The 18436-nt window shown below is 67.3% G+C and carries 19 protein-coding genes; 15 read left to right on the plus strand and 4 right to left on the minus strand.

All coding sequences use genetic code 11. From position 1 onward, the window contains the following. Positions 1–5 precede the first annotated feature (5 nt). Positions 6–413: a twitching motility response regulator PilG gene (pilG, locus tag PVZ77_RS04625; RefSeq protein ID WP_007161679.1), complete on the minus strand. Its 408-nt coding sequence runs from the start codon at positions 411–413 to the stop codon at positions 6–8. Between the two features lie 220 nt (positions 414–633). On the opposite strand from pilG, the gene gshB reads away from it, so the two are divergent. The 7 genes from gshB (at position 634) to PVZ77_RS04660 (ending at position 6440) form a co-directional block, all read left to right on the plus strand. After that, positions 634–1584, plus strand: coding sequence for a glutathione synthase (gene gshB / locus PVZ77_RS04630; RefSeq protein ID WP_273810116.1), 951 nt, complete (start codon positions 634–636; stop codon positions 1582–1584). 103 nt (positions 1585–1687) lie between these two features. Further along, positions 1688–2566: an energy transducer TonB gene (locus PVZ77_RS04635; protein ID WP_183633636.1), complete on the plus strand. Its 879-nt coding sequence runs from the start codon at positions 1688–1690 to the stop codon at positions 2564–2566. A 55-nt stretch (positions 2567–2621) separates the two neighbouring features. Continuing rightward, positions 2622–3191, plus strand: coding sequence for a YqgE/AlgH family protein (locus PVZ77_RS04640; protein ID WP_273810120.1), 570 nt, complete (start codon positions 2622–2624; stop codon positions 3189–3191). Then, positions 3188–3640, plus strand: a complete 453-nt coding sequence (gene ruvX, locus PVZ77_RS04645; RefSeq protein WP_007161675.1) for a Holliday junction resolvase RuvX — start codon at positions 3188–3190, stop codon at positions 3638–3640. Before PVZ77_RS04640 ends, ruvX begins: the two co-directional genes overlap by 4 nt. A gap of 2 nt (positions 3641–3642) precedes the next feature. Continuing rightward, on the plus strand, positions 3643–4152 hold the full coding sequence (gene pyrR, locus PVZ77_RS04650; RefSeq protein WP_158893599.1) for a bifunctional pyr operon transcriptional regulator/uracil phosphoribosyltransferase PyrR: 510 nt from the start codon (positions 3643–3645) through the stop codon (positions 4150–4152). Between the two features lie 15 nt (positions 4153–4167). Continuing rightward, positions 4168–5166, plus strand: coding sequence for an aspartate carbamoyltransferase catalytic subunit (locus tag PVZ77_RS04655; RefSeq protein WP_158893597.1), 999 nt, complete (start codon positions 4168–4170; stop codon positions 5164–5166). Further along, the gene (locus PVZ77_RS04660; RefSeq protein WP_273810123.1) at positions 5163–6440 is read left to right on the plus strand and encodes a dihydroorotase; all 1278 of its coding nucleotides are present in this window, start codon (positions 5163–5165) and stop codon (positions 6438–6440) included. Before PVZ77_RS04655 ends, PVZ77_RS04660 begins: the two co-directional genes overlap by 4 nt. Positions 6441–6490: 50 nt before the next feature. Here the strand turns inward: PVZ77_RS04660 and PVZ77_RS04665 are convergent, their stop codons facing one another. Further along, positions 6491–6895, minus strand: a complete 405-nt coding sequence (locus PVZ77_RS04665) for an NINE protein (protein ID WP_007161671.1) — start codon at positions 6893–6895, stop codon at positions 6491–6493. Positions 6896–7329: 434 nt separating this feature from the next. On the opposite strand from PVZ77_RS04665, the gene PVZ77_RS04670 reads away from it, so the two are divergent. From PVZ77_RS04670 to PVZ77_RS04680, 3 genes are all read left to right on the plus strand, one after another. Beyond that, entirely contained in the window at positions 7330–7887 is a 558-nt protein-coding gene (locus PVZ77_RS04670; protein WP_133861455.1) for a C40 family peptidase, read from the plus strand. Between the two features lie 132 nt (positions 7888–8019). Then, the gene (locus PVZ77_RS04675) at positions 8020–9231 is read left to right on the plus strand and encodes a putative DNA modification/repair radical SAM protein (RefSeq protein WP_273810125.1); all 1212 of its coding nucleotides are present in this window, start codon (positions 8020–8022) and stop codon (positions 9229–9231) included. After that, positions 9232–10680 carry a UdgX family uracil-DNA binding protein gene (locus PVZ77_RS04680; RefSeq protein ID WP_273810126.1) on the plus strand — a complete coding sequence of 483 codons (1449 nt, stop codon included), beginning with the start codon at positions 9232–9234 and terminating at the stop codon, positions 10678–10680. It begins immediately after the preceding gene. Here PVZ77_RS04680 and PVZ77_RS04685 read toward each other — a convergent pair. Both PVZ77_RS04685 and pilT read right to left on the minus strand, forming a co-directional pair. Continuing rightward, positions 10677–11819, minus strand: a complete 1143-nt coding sequence (locus tag PVZ77_RS04685; protein WP_133861457.1) for a PilT/PilU family type 4a pilus ATPase — start codon at positions 11817–11819, stop codon at positions 10677–10679. The genes PVZ77_RS04680 and PVZ77_RS04685 overlap by 4 nt on opposite strands. Beyond that, complete coding sequence (pilT, locus tag PVZ77_RS04690; RefSeq protein ID WP_007161666.1) at positions 11819–12853, minus strand: type IV pilus twitching motility protein PilT; 1035 nt, start codon at positions 12851–12853, stop codon at positions 11819–11821. Before pilT ends, PVZ77_RS04685 begins: the two co-directional genes overlap by 1 nt. Positions 12854–12979: 126 nt before the next feature. Here pilT and PVZ77_RS04695 point away from each other — a divergent pair, with 126 nt between their 5' ends. The 5 genes from PVZ77_RS04695 (at position 12980) to metX (ending at position 18431) form a co-directional block, all read left to right on the plus strand. After that, positions 12980–13675, plus strand: coding sequence for a YggS family pyridoxal phosphate-dependent enzyme (locus PVZ77_RS04695; RefSeq protein WP_273810129.1), 696 nt, complete (start codon positions 12980–12982; stop codon positions 13673–13675). 9 nt (positions 13676–13684) lie between these two features. After that, the gene (gene proC / locus PVZ77_RS04700; protein WP_273810131.1) at positions 13685–14503 is read left to right on the plus strand and encodes a pyrroline-5-carboxylate reductase; all 819 of its coding nucleotides are present in this window, start codon (positions 13685–13687) and stop codon (positions 14501–14503) included. Between the two features lie 9 nt (positions 14504–14512). After that, positions 14513–15106 (plus strand): YggT family protein, encoded by a 594-nt coding sequence (locus PVZ77_RS04705; RefSeq protein WP_017640989.1) that lies wholly within the window; start codon positions 14513–14515, stop codon positions 15104–15106. Positions 15107–15224: 118 nt separating this feature from the next. After that, complete coding sequence (locus tag PVZ77_RS04710; protein ID WP_273810132.1) at positions 15225–17183, plus strand: dynamin family protein; 1959 nt, start codon at positions 15225–15227, stop codon at positions 17181–17183. 108 nt (positions 17184–17291) lie between these two features. Continuing rightward, positions 17292–18431, plus strand: coding sequence for a homoserine O-succinyltransferase MetX (metX, locus tag PVZ77_RS04715; RefSeq protein WP_273810134.1), 1140 nt, complete (start codon positions 17292–17294; stop codon positions 18429–18431). The last annotated feature ends 5 nt before the right edge of the window (positions 18432–18436 follow it).

The raw sequence follows: 18436 nt of genomic DNA on the forward strand, positions 1-18436 counted from the left end.
GACACTCAGGACGCTTGTTCGAGCGGAGTGAAACTGGGGACGTGGGTCTTGATCGCACCGATCAGCTCTTCTTTGCTGAAGGGTTTGGTGAGGTACTGGTCAGAGCCGACGATGCGGCCCTTGGCCTTGTCGAAGAGTCCGTCACGGGAGGAGAGCATGATGACGGGCGTCGCGCGGAAGGCGCTGTTGTTCTTGATCAGCGCGCAGGTCTGATAGCCATCCAGTCGCGGCATCATGATGTCCACGAAGATGATGTGGGGATGACTATCGGCGATCTTGGCGAGCGCATCGAATCCATCGATGGCAGTGATGACCTCGCAGCCAACTTTCTTGAGCAGGGTCTCGGCGGTCCGACGAATCGTCTTCGAGTCGTCGATCACCATGACCTTCAGCCCTTCCGAATACTGTTCCATGTTCAAGCTACCAGCTCATCGTCGATGCAACGTGAATGATGTCGATCCGGGCACTTTGGCGGCGCCTCTTTGTAGCACACAATACCGTGACGTACCACGCAGATCCCCTGGTGGCGGACCACCGGCCCGCCCGCCACGACGATCGCGCAAGCATTGGCACTGAAGGGGATCGAAGGGCTATCCTGACGCCTCGCCCACGTAGAACCGAGGTCTAGCGTCAATGAGCATCCGTCTGGGGATCGTCATGGATCCCATCGAACGCATCTCCTATAAGAAGGACAGCTCCATGGCCATGCTGTGGGCGGCCAAGGCGCGCGGCTGGAGCCTGCACTATTTCGAGATGCAGGACCTGTACCAGGTCGATGGCGAGGCCCGCGGCCGTGGCCGGCAGCTGGACGTGTTCCAGGATCCGGAGCGGTGGTTCGCCTTTGGCGAAGACGTCGACCTGCCCCTGCGCGAGCTGGACGTGATCCTGATGCGCAAGGATCCGCCCTTCGACAACGAATTCGTCTATGCCACCTACCTGCTGGAGCAGGCCGAGCGTGGCGGCACCCTGGTGGTCAACCGTCCCGCCAGCCTGCGCGACTGCAACGAGAAGTTCTTCGCCACCCTGTTTCCCGAGCTGGCGCCGCCGACCCTGGTCAGCCGTCGCGCCGACATCATCCGCGAATTCGCCCGCACCCACGGCGACGTCATCCTCAAGCCGCTGGACGGCATGGGCGGCAGCTCGGTGTTCCGTCACCGCGAAGGCGATCCCAACCTCTCGGTGATCCTCGAGACCCTGACCGCCCACGGTACCCAGCAGATCATCGCCCAGCGCTATCTGCCCGGCATCAAGGACGGTGACAAGCGCATCCTGATGATCGACGGCGTACCCGTGGACTATTGCCTGGCGCGCATTCCGGCCCAGGGCGAGACCCGCGGCAACCTGGCCGCCGGTGGCCGCGGCGTCGCCCAGCCGCTGTCGGCACGGGATCGCGAGATCGCCGCGACGGTGGGCCCGGAATTGCGCAGGCGCGGCCTGCTCTTCGTCGGTCTGGACGTGATCGGCGAGCACCTGACCGAGATCAACGTCACCAGCCCGACCTGCATCCGCGAGATCGATGCGGCCTACGACACCCGCATCGCCGAGCGTCTGATGGAAGTGATCGCGCAGCAACGCGCGGGCTGAGGCGCGCCTCCATGCCGCCCGCGGCGGCATGGACAACCGCGGACACAATCCGCAGACTGGCGCCAGCCCTGCCGCGCGTCCTCTGCCCTTGCCGACCCAGTCAATGCCCAGCACCGCCTCCTCCCCCGCCGCCCAGGTTCGTCCCGCCGACCGCCTGGGCTTCACGCTGCTCATCGCGACCCTGCTGCACGTCGTGCTGATTCTCGGCGTCGGCTTCTCGCTGCCCGAGCCTACCCAGATCAGTCGCACCCTGGAGGTGACGCTGGCCAGCTTCAAGAGCGACGAGGCACCCAAGCAGGCCGACTTCCTCGCCCAGGAAAACCAGCAGGGCAGCGGTACGCTGGACAAGGCGGCAGCGCCGAGCACCCCGGTGCAGGCGCCCTTCCACGACAGCGAGATCCGCCAGGCCGCGCCCCCGGCTCGCCCGCCGGCGGCGGATCGCGCCCAGGCGCCCAAGGCCGCGGTGACCACCCGCGCCGCGCGCCCCACCAAGGCCGAACCCAGTCGCGAAACGCCGGAGCGGGAGCAGCGCGATGCGCCCAGCCCCGAGTCCGACAGCCAGGCCGCCGAACTCGCCAGCCTGGAAGCCCAACTCGCCGAGGAGCGCCAGCAATATGCCAAGCGGCCGAAGATCTGGCGGATCAACGCCGCCTCGACGCAAAAGGACAAGGGCGCCCGCTACAAGGAAGAATGGCGGCGCAAGATCGAACGCATCGGCAATCTCAACTACCCCGAGCAGGCCAAGCGCGACCGGCTCTACGGCAGCCTGCGTCTGCTGGTGGCCATCAACAAGGACGGCTCGCTCTACGAGGTCCAGGTTCTGGAATCCTCGGGACGCCCGGTACTCGATCAGGCGGCGCTGCGCATCGTCCGGCTGGCGGCGCCCTTCGCCCCCTTCAGCGGCGACCTGGCCGACATCGACCGGCTGGAGATCATCCGCACCTGGCGCTTCGAGCGTGGCGACCGCCTGTCCAGTCAATAGTCCGGGACGCCGTTGGACTTGAAGCCGGACCGCGCAACCGGGAAACTTGCCGGTCATGAAGCCGACCTCCAGCACCACCCTACAGCACCAGCTCCTGATCGCCATGCCGCAGATGGACGATCCCAATTTCGCCGAGACGGTGATCTACCTCGTCGACCACGGTCCGGATGGCGCCATGGGCCTGGTGATCAACCGCCCCAATGGCCTGCACCTGGACGACCTGCTCGAACAGCTGCGTCCCGAGATACCGGCCACCCAGGAAGATGCCCGGGTCGAGCTCTATGCCGGCGGCCCGGTACAGACCGATCGCGGCTTCGTGCTGCACGACGCCGGCCCGGTGTTCCAGAACACCCTGGAACTCAAAGCCCTCAGCCTGACCACCTCGCCGGACGTGCTCTTCGCCCTCTCCGACGGCAACGGCCCGACTCGCCACCTGATCACCCTGGGCTACAGCGGCTGGGGGCCCGGCCAACTGGAAGAAGAACTGGCCGCCAATCTCTGGCTCACCACCCCGGCCACCAGCGCCCTGCTGTTCGAGACGCCGAGCGAGCAGCGCCTCGGCGCGGCCGCCGCCCTGCTGGGGGTCGACCTGCGCCTGCTCTCGCGCCAGGCGGGTCACGCATGAGTGCGCCCAGCGGTCTCTATCTGGGCTTCGACTACGGCACCCGACAGATCGGCGTCGCCGTCGGCCAGGCCGTGACCGGCCAGGCCCGTGAACTGCTCACCCTCAAGGCGCAGAACGGCGTACCCGACTGGCAGCAGATCCAGCGCCTGCTGGACGAGTGGCGTCCCACCGCCCTGGTGGTCGGTCTGCCACTGAACATGGACGGCACGCCCAGCGAGATGAGCGAGCGCGCCGAACGTTTCGCCCGCCGCCTGCAGGGGCGCTACGGCCTGCCCGTGCATACCCATGACGAGCGCCTCACCACCTATGCCGCCAAGGGCGAGCGCCTGCAGGGCGGTCAGCGCGACGGTTATCGCGAACGCCCGGTGGACGCCCTCGCCGCCGCCCTCCTCCTGGAAGGCTGGCTGACCCAACAACTGGAACGGGCCGCGCGCCCGCAATCGGAGTAGCCATGCACCTGCCCTCTCCCGCCGAGCTCCTGCCGCGGCTGGCCGCCGACCTACGTCTGTCGCTGGATCGCCGTGGCATCACCGATCCCGGCTTCGTCGGCATCCACACCGGCGGCCTTTGGGTCGCCGAGGCCCTGCTGGCCGAACTCGGCCTGGACACCCCGCTGGGCAGCCTGGACGTCTCCTTCTACCGCGACGACTTCACCCAGAAGGGCCTGCACCCGCAGGTGCGCCCCTCGGCCCTGCCGTTCGAGATCGACGGTCGCCACCTGGTGCTGGTGGACGATGTGCTGATGAGCGGTCGCACCGTGCGCGCGGCGCTCAACGAACTCTTCGACTATGGCCGTCCCGCCAGTGTGACCCTGGTCTGCCTGCTGGACGTCAATGCCCGCGAATTACCGATCCAGCCCGACGTGGTGGGCGCCACCCTGAGCCTGGCCCCCACCCAGCGCGTCAAGCTGACCGGCCCCTCGCCGCTCGCCCTCGAATACCGCGACGTCCCCGCCGCCTGACTTGGATTCGCTGCCATGACCGACGCTACGCGCTCGCTGCAACTCAACGCCCAGGGCCAATTGCGCCATTTCCTGTCACTCGACGACCTGCCTGCCGAACTCCTCACCGAATTGCTCGATACCGCCGACTCCTTTCTGGAGGTCGGTGCCCGGGCGGTGAAGAAGGTGCCACTGCTGCGCGGCAAGACCGTGTGCAACGTCTTCTTCGAGAATTCGACCCGCACCCGCACGACCTTCGAACTGGCCGCCAAGCGACTGTCGGCGGACGTCATCACCCTCAACGTCTCCACCTCTTCCACCAGCAAGGGCGAGACGCTGTTCGACACCCTGCGCAACCTGGAAGCCATGGCCGCCGACATGTTCGTGGTGCGCCACGCCGATTCCGGCGCCGCCCACTTCATCGCCGAGCACGTCTGCCCGGATGTGGCCATCATCAACGGTGGTGACGGCCGCCATGCGCACCCCACCCAGGGCATGCTCGACATGCTGACCATCCGCCGCCACAAGGGCGACTTCGCCAACCTCTCGGTGGCCATCGTCGGCGACATCCTGCACTCCCGGGTCGCCCGCTCCGACATGCTGGCGCTGCGCACCCTGGGCTGCCGCGACATCCGCGTGGTCGCGCCGCGCACCCTGCTGCCGGTCGGCCTCGAAGAGCTCTATGGCGTGCGCACCTGCACCGACCTGGCCGAGGGCCTGGAAGGGGTGGACGTAGTGATCATGCTGCGCCTGCAGCGCGAGCGCATGCAGGGCGGCCTGCTGCCCAGCGAGGGCGAGTACTACCGGCTGTTCGGCCTGACCCGCCAGCGCCTGGCCCGCGCCAAGCCCGATGCCATCGTCATGCACCCCGGCCCGATCAACCGCGGCGTGGAGATCGAATCGGCGGTCGCCGATGGCGAGCAATCGGTCATCCTGAACCAGGTCACCTACGGCATCGCGGTCCGCATGGCGGTGCTGTCGATGACCATGAGCGGGCAGACGGCCCAGCGTCAGCTACAGGAGAATGCGCAGTGAGCCTGAGCATCCGCAATGCCCGGGTGATCGACCCGGCCACCGGTCTCGACCAGATCGGCGATGTCCATGTCGACCAGGGCCGCATCCTGGCCCTCGGTGAAGCGCCCCAGGGCTTCCAGGCCGACGAGCAGCTGGACGCCAGCGGCCTGATCCTGGCCCCCGGCCTGGTCGACCTGGATGTCGCCCTGTGCGAACCGGGCCTGACCCGCAAGGGCAATGTCGACAGCGAAACCCGCGCCGCCGCGGCCGGAGGCGTCACCAGCCTGTGCTGCCCGCCCACCACCCGTCCGGTGCTGGACACCACCGCGGTAGCCGAACTCATCCTCGACCGGGCGCGCACCGCCGATCACGCCCGCGTCTACCCTATCGGCGCCCTGACCAAGGGCCTGGCCGGCGAGCAGCTGTCGGAGCTGATGGCCTTGCGCGACGCCGGTTGCGTGGCCTTTACCAACGGCCTGCAGCCCTTCGAGAATCTACGGGTACAGCGGCGCGCGCTGGAATATGCCGCCACCTTCGACCTCACCGTGGTCTTTACCGCCCTCGACGCGGATCTGGCCCATGGCGGCCTCGCCCATGAAGGCCCCACCGCCAGTTTCCTGGGGCTCACCGGGATCCCGGAGACCGCGGAGACCATCGCCCTGTCCCGCGATCTGCTGCTGGTGGAACAGAGCGGCGTACGCGCCCACTTCGGGCAGCTGACCAGTGCCCGTGCGGTGGAGATGATCGCCGCCGCCCAGGCCCGTGGCCTGCCGGTGACCGCCGATGTGGCGCTCTACCAGCTGCTGCTCACCGACGAGGCGCTGCAGGGCTTTTCCAGCCTCTACCACGTCAAGCCGCCGCTGCGTACCGCGCGTGATCGCGACGCCCTGAGAGCCGGGGTGTGCGACGGCGTGATCGGTGCCATCTCCAGCCACCACCAGCCCCATGAGGCCGATGCCAAGCTGGCCCCCTTCGCCGCCACCGAGCCGGGCATCAGCAGTGTCGAACTGCTGCTGCCACTGGCCCTGACGCTGGTGGAAGACGGCCTGCTGGATCTGCCGACCCTGCTGGCCCGCCTGACCCATGGTCCGGCCCGGGCCCTGCGCCTCGACGCGGGCCGTCTGGCCAAGGACCTGCCAGCCGACCTGGTGCTGTTCGCCCAGAAGCCGACCGCCCAGGCCGCGACGCCCTGGCTGTCCCGCGGGCGCAACTGCCCCTTCCGCGACCTCACCCTGGCGGGACGCGTCGAGCGCACCCTGGTAGGTGGCCGCACCACCTACCGGCGTGACGCCTGAATAGAAGAAGGGGCTCCGCGGAGCCCCTTCTTCTTGCCGTTCAACCGAACCTAGCGCACCAGCCGCCGGCGGTTCTCTTCGGAGATCTGCGAGTTGAGCGTCCAGAAGTCGTAGAGCACGCCCAGCAGGAAGAAACCCGCCGTAAAGAAATAGAGGATGGCGGTGATCCACTTGCCCAGGTAGAGACGGTGGACGCCGAAGATGCCGAGAAAGGTCAGCAGGATCCAGCCGAGACTGTAGTTGAGGGAGCCGGACTGGAAGCGCAGATCCGCCTCGCGATCCATGGCCGGGATCAGGAACAGATCGATCAGCCAGCCGATGCCCAGCAGGCCCAGGGTGCAGAACCAGATCGTGCCGGTGACCGGCTTGCCATAGTAGAAGCGATGGGCGCCGAGAAAACCGAAGATCCACAGCAGATAGCCCATGACCTTGCTGTGAGTGTCCTGATACCGCATGCCTACGACCTCGCGACTTAAGGAAAAGACCCGCCTTACCTACACCCTTACCTTCACCGTGACTTTATGTCGAAAACTGGATGAATGCCCAGGGAGTCTCACTGGTTGGCGCTCAAGGGACCTCACTTTCCGCTAAAAATTACATAATTTCTTGATGAGAGGTGCACAAAATATCCACAGGGTTGGTATAGAATCCCTCGCTTCGATCTTCAGACACCCCTACGACAATGCGTTTATTTCTTCTGACATGGCTCTCCGCCTGTCTTGTACTGCCAGCGGCGGTGCAAGCGAAAGAGAACTCTGCAGCGCGCACTGCCGCTCCGGTCCACAAGGTCGCAGCCCGGCATGTCACCGCCGCTTCAGCTCCCAAGACCGCCGCCCGGCACGCCTCCGCTGCTCCCGCGCCCAAGGCCGCCGCTCGCCGCGTCGCGAAGGTGGATCCTACCCAGGCAGCCTCCGCCGCCCGCGCCAAGCACGCCGCCCGCGCCACCAGCGCCCTGCACCGTAAGCAGGCCACCGCCCAGGCCGCCACCCGCAATGTCGGTGCCCAGGTCGCGACCCGCGCCATGGACCTGGTCGGTACGCCCTATCGCTTCGGCGGTACCAATCCGCAGAACGGCCTGGATTGCAGCGGCCTGGTGAACTACGTCTATCGCGACGTACACAACGTCAAGCTGCCGCGTACCTCCCGTGAGCTGTCCCAGCTCAAGGGCCCCAAGGTCGCTCGTGGCGATCTCAAGGCCGGCGACCTGGTGTTCTTCAAGACCGGTCAGCGCAGCGGCATCGATCACGTCGCCATCTATCTGGGCAACGATCGTTTCGTCCATGCCCCGCGCAGTGGCGAGAGCGTGCGCGTCGACCACCTGAGCAAGCCCTACTGGACCAAGAGGTTCGCGTCGGCCAAGCGCGTGCTGCAGCAGCCCAACACTCTGGCGGCGGAAACCGATCCCGTCGCGGACAAGCCGCGTACCAAGCGTACCCGCAAGTCCTGATCCCTCCCCTCGCTCCGCCGGGTCGCTACCGCCCGGCGGAGTGTCGCTCCACTCGGCGCCGCCCGGCGCAAAGCCATTGAACGACGCTCCGCTTCCTGGATACTGTATGCAATCACAGTCCAGGAGATCTCGATGGAGCTCGCCGACAAGCTGATCATTCTCGCCGATGCCGCCAAGTACGACGTGTCCTGCGCCAGCAGCGGCGCGCCCAAACGCAGCTCGAAGGGCAAGGACGGCCTGGGCTCGACCGATGGCATGGGCATCTGCCACAGCTTCACCCCCGATGGGCGCTGCGTGGCGCTGCTTAAGGTGCTGCTGACCAACTTTTGCCAGTACGACTGCCAGTACTGCGTCAATCGTCGCAGCAGCAACGTGCCGCGGGCGCGCTTCACGCCCGAGGAAGTGGTGCAGATGACCCTCGACTTCTACCGGCGCAATGTCATCAGCGGACTGTTCCTCAGCTCCGGCATCATCCGCTCCTCCAACTACACCATGGAGCAGATGACCCGGGTGGCCCAGCTGTTGCGCGAACAGCACCAGTTCCGCGGCTACATCCACCTCAAGACCATTCCCGATGCCGATCCCGAGATCATCGCCCAGGCGGGTCTCTATGCCGATCGCCTGTCGGTGAACATCGAGCTGCCCACCGAGAGCAGCCTGATCAAGCTGGCGCCGGAAAAGAACGGCAGCAGCATCCGCAAGACCATGGGCAACATCCGCCTGGGGCTGGAGGAAGCCGAGGCCGAAGCCAAGGCACCGCGTTTCGCGCCGGCCGGCCAGAGCACCCAGATGATCGTGGGTGCCGATGCCACCGACGACCGCACCATCCTCGACACCGCCCAGACGCTCTATGGCGCCTATCGCCTCAAGCGCGTCTACTACTCGGCCTTCAGCCCCATTCCGGAAAGCCCGGGCACGGTGCCGCTGCAACCGCCGCCGCTGCTGCGCGAGCACCGCCTGTACCAGGCCGACTTCCTCATGCGTGGCTATGGCTTCCAGGCGGAGGAGTTGCCTACCGAAGATGGCCAGCTGCCGCTGGACGTGGACCCCAAGCTGGCCTGGGCGCTGCATAACCGGGCCATCTTCCCGCTGGATCTCAATCGGGCGGACCAGGCGCTGATCGCCCGGGTGCCCGGCATCGGCGTGCTCTCGGCCAAGCGGCTGGTGGAGCTCAGGCGCGAGCGGCGCATCCGCTACGCCGACCTGATCCGCCTGAAATGCAGCGTGGAGAAGGCACGGCCCTTCATCATCACCCAGGACTATCGCCCGCAACCGCGCCTGGCCGAGTCCCTCGACCTGCGCCGGCAACTCGCCGAACCGCCCGCTCAGCTCGCCCTGCTCTAGATGCAGAGAGTCGACTTCGACGGCACCTTCGCCGGCTGGCGCAAGGAAGCGCGCCGGTTGCTCCAGGCGGGTATCGCCCCGGCCCAGGTGAGCTGGCAGGAGAGTCGCGGGCTGGGCGATCTGTTCGACGAACCGGTCGCGGCGGTGGCTCCCCCACCCAACGGCACCGTGCGCATCCCGCCGCAACTGGCAGAAGCCTTGACCTACGCTGCCTGCTTTCGCAGCGATGATCGCTGGGCACTGCTCTACCAGGTGCTCTGGCGGGTCGCGCGGGGGGAACGTGCGGCCATGCTGGCCGGTGACGAGGATGGCAGCGAATTGCAGCGCCGGGTCAAGGCGATTCGCCGCGAGATCCACCATGTACATGCCTTCCTGCGTTTTCGGCCGCGTGCGGAAAGCGCGGGGCCACCGGCCTGGGTGGCCTGGCACCAGCCGGCCCACGACGTCCTGGCCCTGGCGGCGCCACATTTCTGCGACCGCATGGGTAACAGCAGCTGGCTGATCGCGACCCCCGAGGCCGCCGCGCTTTGGGATGGCGAGGCGTTGCAACTGGTGGAGCCCTGCCCCGCCGAGTTGCAGCAGCTGGCGCGGCAGACGCCGGAAGACGATGACCGCAATGCCGGCGATGAACTCTGGCGCGCCTATTACCGCAGCACCTTCAATCCGGCGCGGGCCAATCCGCGCACCCTGAGGGGCAACATGCCGGCGCGCTTCTGGAAGGATCTGCCGGAGGGACCGCTGATCCCGGCGCTGCTCAGCGAGGCCCGAGCCGGCGCCCAGCGCCTGGCCCAGGCCGAGGCCGTGGGCCGCCAGAGCGGCCGTGAGGTGCTGATCGCCGCCGAGCGCGCCCAGCCGGAACGGCCGCTGCCTACCACCCTCGACGAGTGCCGCCGCTGCGAGCTGTGGGAAAAGGCCACCCAGCCGGTGGCCGGCGAAGGCCCGCGCACGGCGCGCATCCTGCTGCTGGGCGAGCAGCCCGGTGATCAGGAAGACCTGGCGGGTCGCCCCTTCGTCGGACCGGCCGGGCAGGTGCTGATGGCGGCGCTGGCCGAAGCCGGCCTCGAACGCAGCGAGGTCTTTCTCACCAACGCGGTCAAGCACTTCAAGTGGATCCCCCAGGGCCGGAGACGCAAGCACGTCACCCCGGGACCGGAGATCGCCCCCTGCCGCTACTGGCTGGAGCAGGAACTGCGCGACATCCAGCCGACCGTGGTGGTGGCCCTGGGCTCGACCGCCCTGGAAGCCCTGCTCGAACGCAAGCCACGGGGCCTGGCGCAATTCATGGGCCGACCGCTGCGGCTGGACGAGCGCTGGATCATTGCCACCTATCACCCCTCCTACATCCTGCGCACCCCGGACGCCGAGCAGCAGGCACAGGCGCGCCGTGCCCTGGTGGCAGCCCTGCGCGAGGCGCGGACCCTGGCAGCGGAGAACGAAGGGGAGGTCTAGCGGAAGCGCTTGGGCGGATCGTCGCCCATGTCCACCGAGAGATTACGGGTGGTCTGATTGAGGTGATCGGCATCCGTCTCCGACCCCAGCTTGATCATCAGCCGCAGGTCGTTGGCGGAATCGGCGTGGGCCAGGGCCGCTTCGTAGCTGATCTCACCGTCACGATAGAGGCTGTAGAGCGACTGGTCGAAGGTCTGCATGCCCAGTTCGCCGGACTTCTTCATCAGCGCCTTGAGTTCATGCACCTCGCCCTTGCGGATCAGGTCGGCTACCAGCGGGGTGTTGAGCAGCACCTCGATCACCGCGCGGCGGCCCTGGCCGTCGGTGGTGGGTACCAGCTGCTGAGCGACGATGCCCTTGAGGTTGAGCGACAGGTCCATCCAGGTCTGGCCGTGCCGATCGGCGGGGAAGAAGTGGATGATGCGATCCAGCGCCTGGTTGGCATTGTTGGCGTGCAGGGTGGCCAGGCACAGGTGACCGGTCTCGGCGAAGGCCAGGGCGTGCTCCATGGTGTCGCGGCTACGGATCTCGCCGATCATGATGACGTCCGGTGCCTGGCGCAGGGTGTTCTTCAGCGCCACCTCGAAGGACTCGGTGTCGATGCCCACCTCGCGCTGGGTGACGATGCAACCCTGGTGCTGGTGGATGTATTCGATGGGGTCCTCGATGGAGATGATGTGCCCCGCCGAGTTCTTGTTGCGGTGGCCGATCATGGCCGCCAGCGAGGTGGACTTGCCGGTGCCGGTGGCGCCGACGAAGATCACCAGGCCACGCTTGGTCATGGCCAGCTTCTTGATGATCTCCGGCAGGCGCAGCTGCTCGACCGTGGGGATGTTCACCTCGATGCGGCGCAGCACCATGCCCACCAGGTTGCGCTGATAGAAGGCGCTGACCCGGAAACGGCCGATGCCGCGGGCGCTGATGGCGAAGTTGCACTCGCGCTTCTGCTGGAATTCCTGGCGCTGCTCGTCGTTCATCACCCCCAGCACGATGGCTCGGCACTGATCCGGCGTGAGCGAATCCTTGGTGACCGGCGTCATGCGGCCGTTGATCTTCATCGAAGGGGGCACTCCGGTGGTGATGAAGAGGTCGGACGCCCCCTTGTCCACCATCAGCTGCAGGAACCTGTCGAAATCCATCAGAAGTTCTCCGGCGTCTTGGCCTTCTCGCGGGCCGCGTCGCGGCTGATCAGCCCCTTGGCCAGGAGCGCCTTGAGGCACATGTCCAGGGTCTGCATGCCCAGGCCGCCACCGGTCTGGATCGAGGAATACATCTGCGCCACCTTGTCCTCGCGGATCAGGTTACGGATGGCCGGGGTGCCGATCATGATCTCGTGGGCCGCCACCCGGCCGCCGCCGACCTTCTTCAGCAGGGTCTGGGAGACCACCGCCTGCAGGGATTCGGACAGCATGGAGCGCACCATGGATTTTTCTTCCGCCGGAAAGACGTCCACCACCCGGTCGATGGTCTTGGCCGCCGAGGTGGTGTGCAGGGTGCCGAACACCAGGTGCCCGGTCTCGGCGGCGGTCAGCGCCAGGCGGATGGTCTCCAGGTCGCGCAGCTCGCCGACCAGGATGATGTCCGGGTCCTCGCGGAGCGCCGAGCGCAGGGCCTCGGAGAAGCCCAGGGTGTCGCGGTGCACCTCGCGCTGGTTGACCAGGCACTTCTTGGATTCGTGGACGAATTCGATGGGGTCCTCAATGGTGAGGATGTGGTGGTACTTGGTGTTGTTGAGGTAGTCGAGCATGGCCGCCAGGGTGGTGGACTTGCCCGAACCGGTCGGCCCGGTCACCAGCACCAGCCCGCGCGGAACGTCGGTGATCTTCTTGAACACCTCGCCCATGCCGAGCTCTTCCATGCTCAGCACCTTGGAAGGGATGGTCCGGAACACCGCGCCGGCGCCGCGATTCTGGTTGAAGGCATTGACCCGGAAGCGCGCCACGCCCGGCACCTCGAAGGAGAAGTCGGTCTCCAGGAATTCCTCGAAGTCCTTGCGCTGCTTGTCGTTCATGATGTCGTAGATCAGCGCGTGCACCTGCTTGTGCTCGAAGGCCGGCAGGTTGATGCGGCGCACGTCGCCGTCGACGCGGATCATCGGCGGCAGGCCGGCGGACAGGTGCAGGTCGGAGGCGCCTTGCCGCGCGGAAAAGGCCAGCAATTCGGTGATATCCATGGGACTCCCAGATGTCGAGCAAGCAGGTAGAATGCCGCGCAGCACTGGCGGTCTGACCTGGTCACCGCCACTCACTCATCCGGTACGCCGAGGCCTGCCGGATGCGCCGACGCAAGCAGGGGCTGAATGTCCACGATAGCCGAGAATAGCGCAACCGTACTCGAACGCATCGCCGCCGCCAGCCGGACGGCAGGCCGCGATCCCGCGACTGTCGGCCTCCTGGCGGTGAGCAAGACCAAGCCCGCCGCCGCCTTGCGCGAGGCTGCCGCCGCGGGCCTGCGCGACTTCGGCGAGAACTACCTGCAGGAGGCGCTGGACAAGCAGCCGGCGCTGGCCGACCTGCCACTGGTGTGGCATTTCATCGGCCCCATCCAGTCCAACAAGACCCGCGCCATCGCCTGCCACTTCGACTGGGTGCATTCGGTGGATCGCCTGAAGATCGCCCAGCGCCTGGCCGAACAGCGTCCGCCCGAGCGCGGGCCGCTGAACATCTGCCTGCAGGTCAACGTCAGTGGCGAGGCCAGCAAGTCCGGCTGCCACCCCGACGACCTGCCGGCCCTGGCCGCCGCGGTCAGCCAGTTGCCCAACCTGCGCCTGCGTGGCCTGATGGCCATCCCCGAGCCCACCGAGGACCCGGCCAGCCAGCGCGCCGCCTTCGCCCGGCTGCGTACCTTGAACGAAGCCCTGAACCTGGACCTGGACACCCTGTCCATGGGCATGAGCCAGGATCTGGAAGCCGCCATCGCCGAGGGTGCCACCTGGGTCCGCGTCGGTACCGCCCTCTTTGGCGCCCGCGACTACGGCGCCGCCTCTTCAACCTAGGAAGTCTCGATGAACGACACCCGCATCGCCTTCATCGGCGCCGGCAACATGGCCGGCGCCATCATCGGCGGACTGCTCGCCCAGGGCATGCCGGCCCGGCAGCTCAGCGCCAGCAATCGCAACCCGGCCAAGCGCGAAGCCCTGGCCCGGGAGCACGGCATCCGCGTCGAGGCCAGCAACAGCGCCGTGCTCGCCGACGCCGACGTGGTAGTGCTGGGGGTGAAGCCCCAGGTGATGAGCGAGGTCTGCCAGGAGCTGGCGCCCCATCTGCGCCCGGACCAGCTGATCGTCTCGGTCGCCGCCGGCATCACCTGCGCCAGCCTGACACGCTGGCTGGGCCAGCGTGCGCTGGTGCGCTGCATGCCCAACGTGCCCTCGCAGCTGCGCCTGGGTGCCAGCGGCCTGTTCGCCAACGACCAGGTCACCGCCGAGCAGCGCGCCCGCGCCCAGGAGATCCTCGCCGCGGTCGGCCTGGCCCTCTGGGTCGAGGAAGAGCGGCAACTGGACGCGGTCACCGCCGTCTCCGGCAGCGGTCCGGCCTATTTCTTCCTACTGATGGAAGCCATGACCGAGGCCGGCACCAAGCTCGGCCTGCCGGCCACGGTGGCCGAACAGCTGACCCTGCACACCGCCCGCGGCGCCGCCGCCATGGCCTGCCAGGGCGACCGTAGTCCCGAACAATTGCGCCGCTCGGTGATGTCCCCCAAGGGCACCACCGAACGCGCCATCGAAACCTTCCAAGCCGGGGCCTTCGCGGACCTGGTGGAAGAAGCCCTCACCGCCGCGGCCGACCGGGCTGCGGAACTGGCCCAGTTGCCGGATCGATAAGGAGTATCCATGTCCGCTTTCGCCCAAGCTCTCGTCTATGTCATCCAGACCCTCGGCAGTCTCTATCTGCTGATCATCCTGCTGCGCTTCATCCTGCAGCTGGTGCGGGCCGACTTCTACAATCCGCTGTCGCAATTCACCGTGCGCGCCACCCAGCCGCTGCTCAAGCCGGTACGGCGCATCATCCCCGGCTTCGGCGGCGTTGATCTGGCGGCCCTGGTACTGGCGATCCTGGTCCAGCTGGCGCTGATGATGGTCGTGGTGGTGCTGCTCGGCGCCAGCATCGGCGGCCTGTTCCCCGCCCTGCTGATCTGGGCCCTGCTGGGCGTGGCGTCGCTGTTCCTCAAGGTGTTCTTCTTCGCCCTGATCGTCAGCGTCATCCTCTCCTGGGTCGCGCCCCAGACCCACAATCCGGCCGCCGAACTGGTCAACCAGATCTGTGAGCCGTTGCTGGCGCCCTTCCGCCGCATCCTGCCGAGCCTGGGTGGCCTGGATCTGTCGCCGATCTTCGCCTTCATCGTGATCAATCTGCTGGACCGCTTCGTCATCGGCCAGCTGGCCGCGGCCACCGGCATGCCGCAGATTCTCGCCCCCTTCCTCTGACGCACCACTCGCGCCTCCGCCACGACCGCCTGCCGCGTCGTGGCGGAGGCGGCATTGACGTCCCGCTGGACGCTGGGGCACCGTCCAGCCTTTGCTGTTCAGGTCAAGGAAGTCCCCTATGGAACGCCTGTTCCGCCACGTCGATGCCTATGCCACGTGGAAAGCCGAACTCGATACCCAATTGGGCCGCTACCGCGACTGGTTGCAGCGTAATCGTCTCGCCTCCCCCGCGCTGGACGCCGCCCTGGCGACCTGCCAGAGCGAACTGCAGGCCGACGGCATCACGCTGGCCTTCGCCGGCGAGTTCTCGCGTGGCAAGACCGAGCTGATCAACGCCCTCTTCTTCGCCGACTACGGTCAGCGCATGCTGCCGTCCCAGGCCGGGCGCACCACCATGTGCCCCACCGAGATTTTCTTCGACGCCGCGGCCGACGGTCCCTATCTGCAGCTGCTGCCCATCGACAGCCGCCTGGACGAACGCAGCCTGACCGCCTGGCGCAATACGCCCGAGGCCTGGCAGCGCTTCGCCCTGGACGACCGCCACCCGGACGCCATGGCCGCCCTGCTGGCCAAGGTCACCGAGACCCGCGAGGTGGAAACCGCCGCCGCCGTGCAGCTGGGCTTCGATCCCGAGCAGCTGGAACAACTCGACAGCGACGGCCTGGTCAGCATCCCGGCCTGGCGCCACGCGCTGATCAGCATCGACCATCCGCTGCTGCGCCAGGGCCTGCGCATCCTCGACACCCCCGGTCTCAACGCCCTCGGCGCCGAGCCGGAACTGACCCTGTCGCTGCTGCCCCACGCCCAGGCCGTGCTCTTTCTGATCGGTGCCGACACCGGCGTGACCGCCTCGGATCTCGCGCTCTGGGAGCAGTGCGTCAAGCCATCCCTGGGCGATGCCCCGGAGCGGCTGTTCGCGGTGATGAACAAGATCGACAGTCTCTGGGACGACCTCGGCGGCGTTGCCCATGTCGCCCAGTCCCTGGAAAACGTCCGCCAGGCCAGCGCCCGGCAACTGGCGCTGCCGGCCGAGCACATCCTGCCGCTGTCGGCCAAGCAGGCGCTGCTGGGCAAGGTCCGCGGCGATCTGGAACTGCTCGCGCGCAGCCAGCTGGACAGCCTCGAACAGCTGCTCGCCGAACGCATCGTCGGCGCCCGCGAGCGCCTGTTGCAGCAGCGCATCGTGCAGCAGGCCAGTGGCCTGCTGGGCGCCAGCCGCACGCTCATCGAACAGCGCCTGGAAGCCATTCGCGCCCAGTACGCGCAACTGGCCGACGAGGAACTGCCCGGTGCCGGCCTGGAGTTGCAGACTGCGCGCACGCGCCAGGAATACGACCTCTACCACCGCCGCCTGCTGGATCTGCGCACCACCCAGAACATGCTCGCCGGGCAGCGCAAGCTGCTGACCGACCTGCTCGCACCGGAGCGGCTGGATGCCCATCTGGACACCGCCCGCCGGGAATTCCGCACCAGCCTGACCACCGTCGGCATCAACCAGTCCATCGCCCGCTTCTTTCGCGTGGTCGAGCATGACCTGCTGGCCCTGGACAACGAGGCGGACCGGGCCAACAAGGTGCTCGGCGCGGTCTACCAGCGACACAATGTCGAGAATCCGCTGCATCCGCTGGAAGCGCCGCGACTGCGCATCCGCCCCTATGTCCGCGAGCTGCGCCAGCTGCAACTCAAGACCGAGGAGGTGCAGCGTCAGGTCAAGACCCTGCTCACCGAGCAGAGCGCCCTGGGTCGCCGCTTCTTCGCCACCGTCGCGCAGGAGGTCCAGGCGCTGCAGGAAGGCGCCCATGCCCAGGTGCTGCGCTGGAACGACGGCGCCCTGACCCCGCTGGTGCAGCACACCCGCGAGCAGAAGCAGTTGCTGGAAACCAGCATGCTGGCGCTCAAGCAGCTCACCCAGCAGAATCTCAACAGCCAGGAGCAGGTGCGCCGGCTGCAGGTGCACGAGGACGTCCTGCACGGGCAGCTCAGCGAGGTCAGCGACATGCTCAAGCAGATCAATCGGCCGGCGCCGTCCCAACGCCACGACAACGTGGTCGCCCTGCCGCTGGCGCGGGTCGGCTAGCCCCGCCCGCCACAGCTTGCGCGGTCCCTGGCCGCCGCGCCGCGCCTGCCCTTGCCGCTCCCGGCGGTGCTCTTTAGACTGGCGAGCCCCGCCCCGGACGAGCCGTCAATGCCCAGCGTCATTCCCGAAGATTCCGTCGGCCTGGTCACCCCCGAGCTGCTGCACTTCAACGAGCCCCTGGCCCTGGCCTGTGGCCGCACCCTGCCGGCCTACGACCTGATGGTCGAGACCTATGGCGAACTCAACGCCAGTCGCAGCAACGCCGTGCTGATCTGCCACGCGCTCTCCGGCCATCACCACGCGGCCGGCTACCACAGCATGGACGACCGCAAGCCGGGCTGGTGGGACAGCTGCATCGGTCCCGGCAAACCCATCGACACCCGCAAGTTCTTTGTCGTCGCCCTCAACAACCTGGGCGGCTGCAACGGCTCCACCGGCCCCAGCAGTCCCAACCCCGACACCGGCCGCCCCTATGGCGCGGACTTCCCGGTGCTCACCGTGGAAGACTGGGTCAACAGCCAGGCACGCCTGGCCGATCGCCTGGGCGTCGCCCAGTGGGCGGCGGTGATCGGCGGCAGCCTGGGCGGCATGCAGGCGCTGCAGTGGACCATCAGCTATCCCGAGCGCATCCGCCACTGCCTGGCTATCGCCTCGGCACCCAAGCTGTCGGCGGAAAACATCGCCTTCAACGAGGTGGCGCGCCAGGCCATCCTTTCGGACCCGGATTTCCACGCCGGCCACTTCCAGGAAAAGGGCGTGATCCCCAAGCGCGGCCTGATGCTGGCGCGCATGGTCGGCCACATCACCTACCTGTCCGACGAGGCCATGGGCGAGAAATTCGGTCGCGAACTCAAGACCGACCAGCTCAACTACGACTTCCACAGCGTCGAATTCCAGGTGGAGAGCTACCTGCGCTACCAGGGCGAGGAATTCTCCGGCCGCTTCGACGCCAACACCTACCTGCTGATGACCAAGGCGCTGGACTATTTCGATCCGGCCCATGCCCAGGGCGGCGACCTGGCCAAGACCCTGGCCGGGGTGCAGGCGCGCTTCCTGATCGTCTCCTTCACCACCGACTGGCGCTTCTCGCCGGCGCGCTCCAAGGAGATCGTCAACGCCCTGATGGCCGCGCGCAAGGACGTCAGCTACCTGGAGGTCGACGCACCCCAGGGTCATGACGCCTTCCTCATCCCGATCCCGCGCTATCTGCAGGCCTTCTCCCACTACATGACCCGCATCGAGGTATAGCTGCC

It is taken from the genome of Pseudomonas sp. SHLD1 (assembly GCF_028640935.1).
GTDB lineage: Bacteria > Pseudomonadota > Gammaproteobacteria > Pseudomonadales > Pseudomonadaceae > Chryseomonas > Chryseomonas aestiva.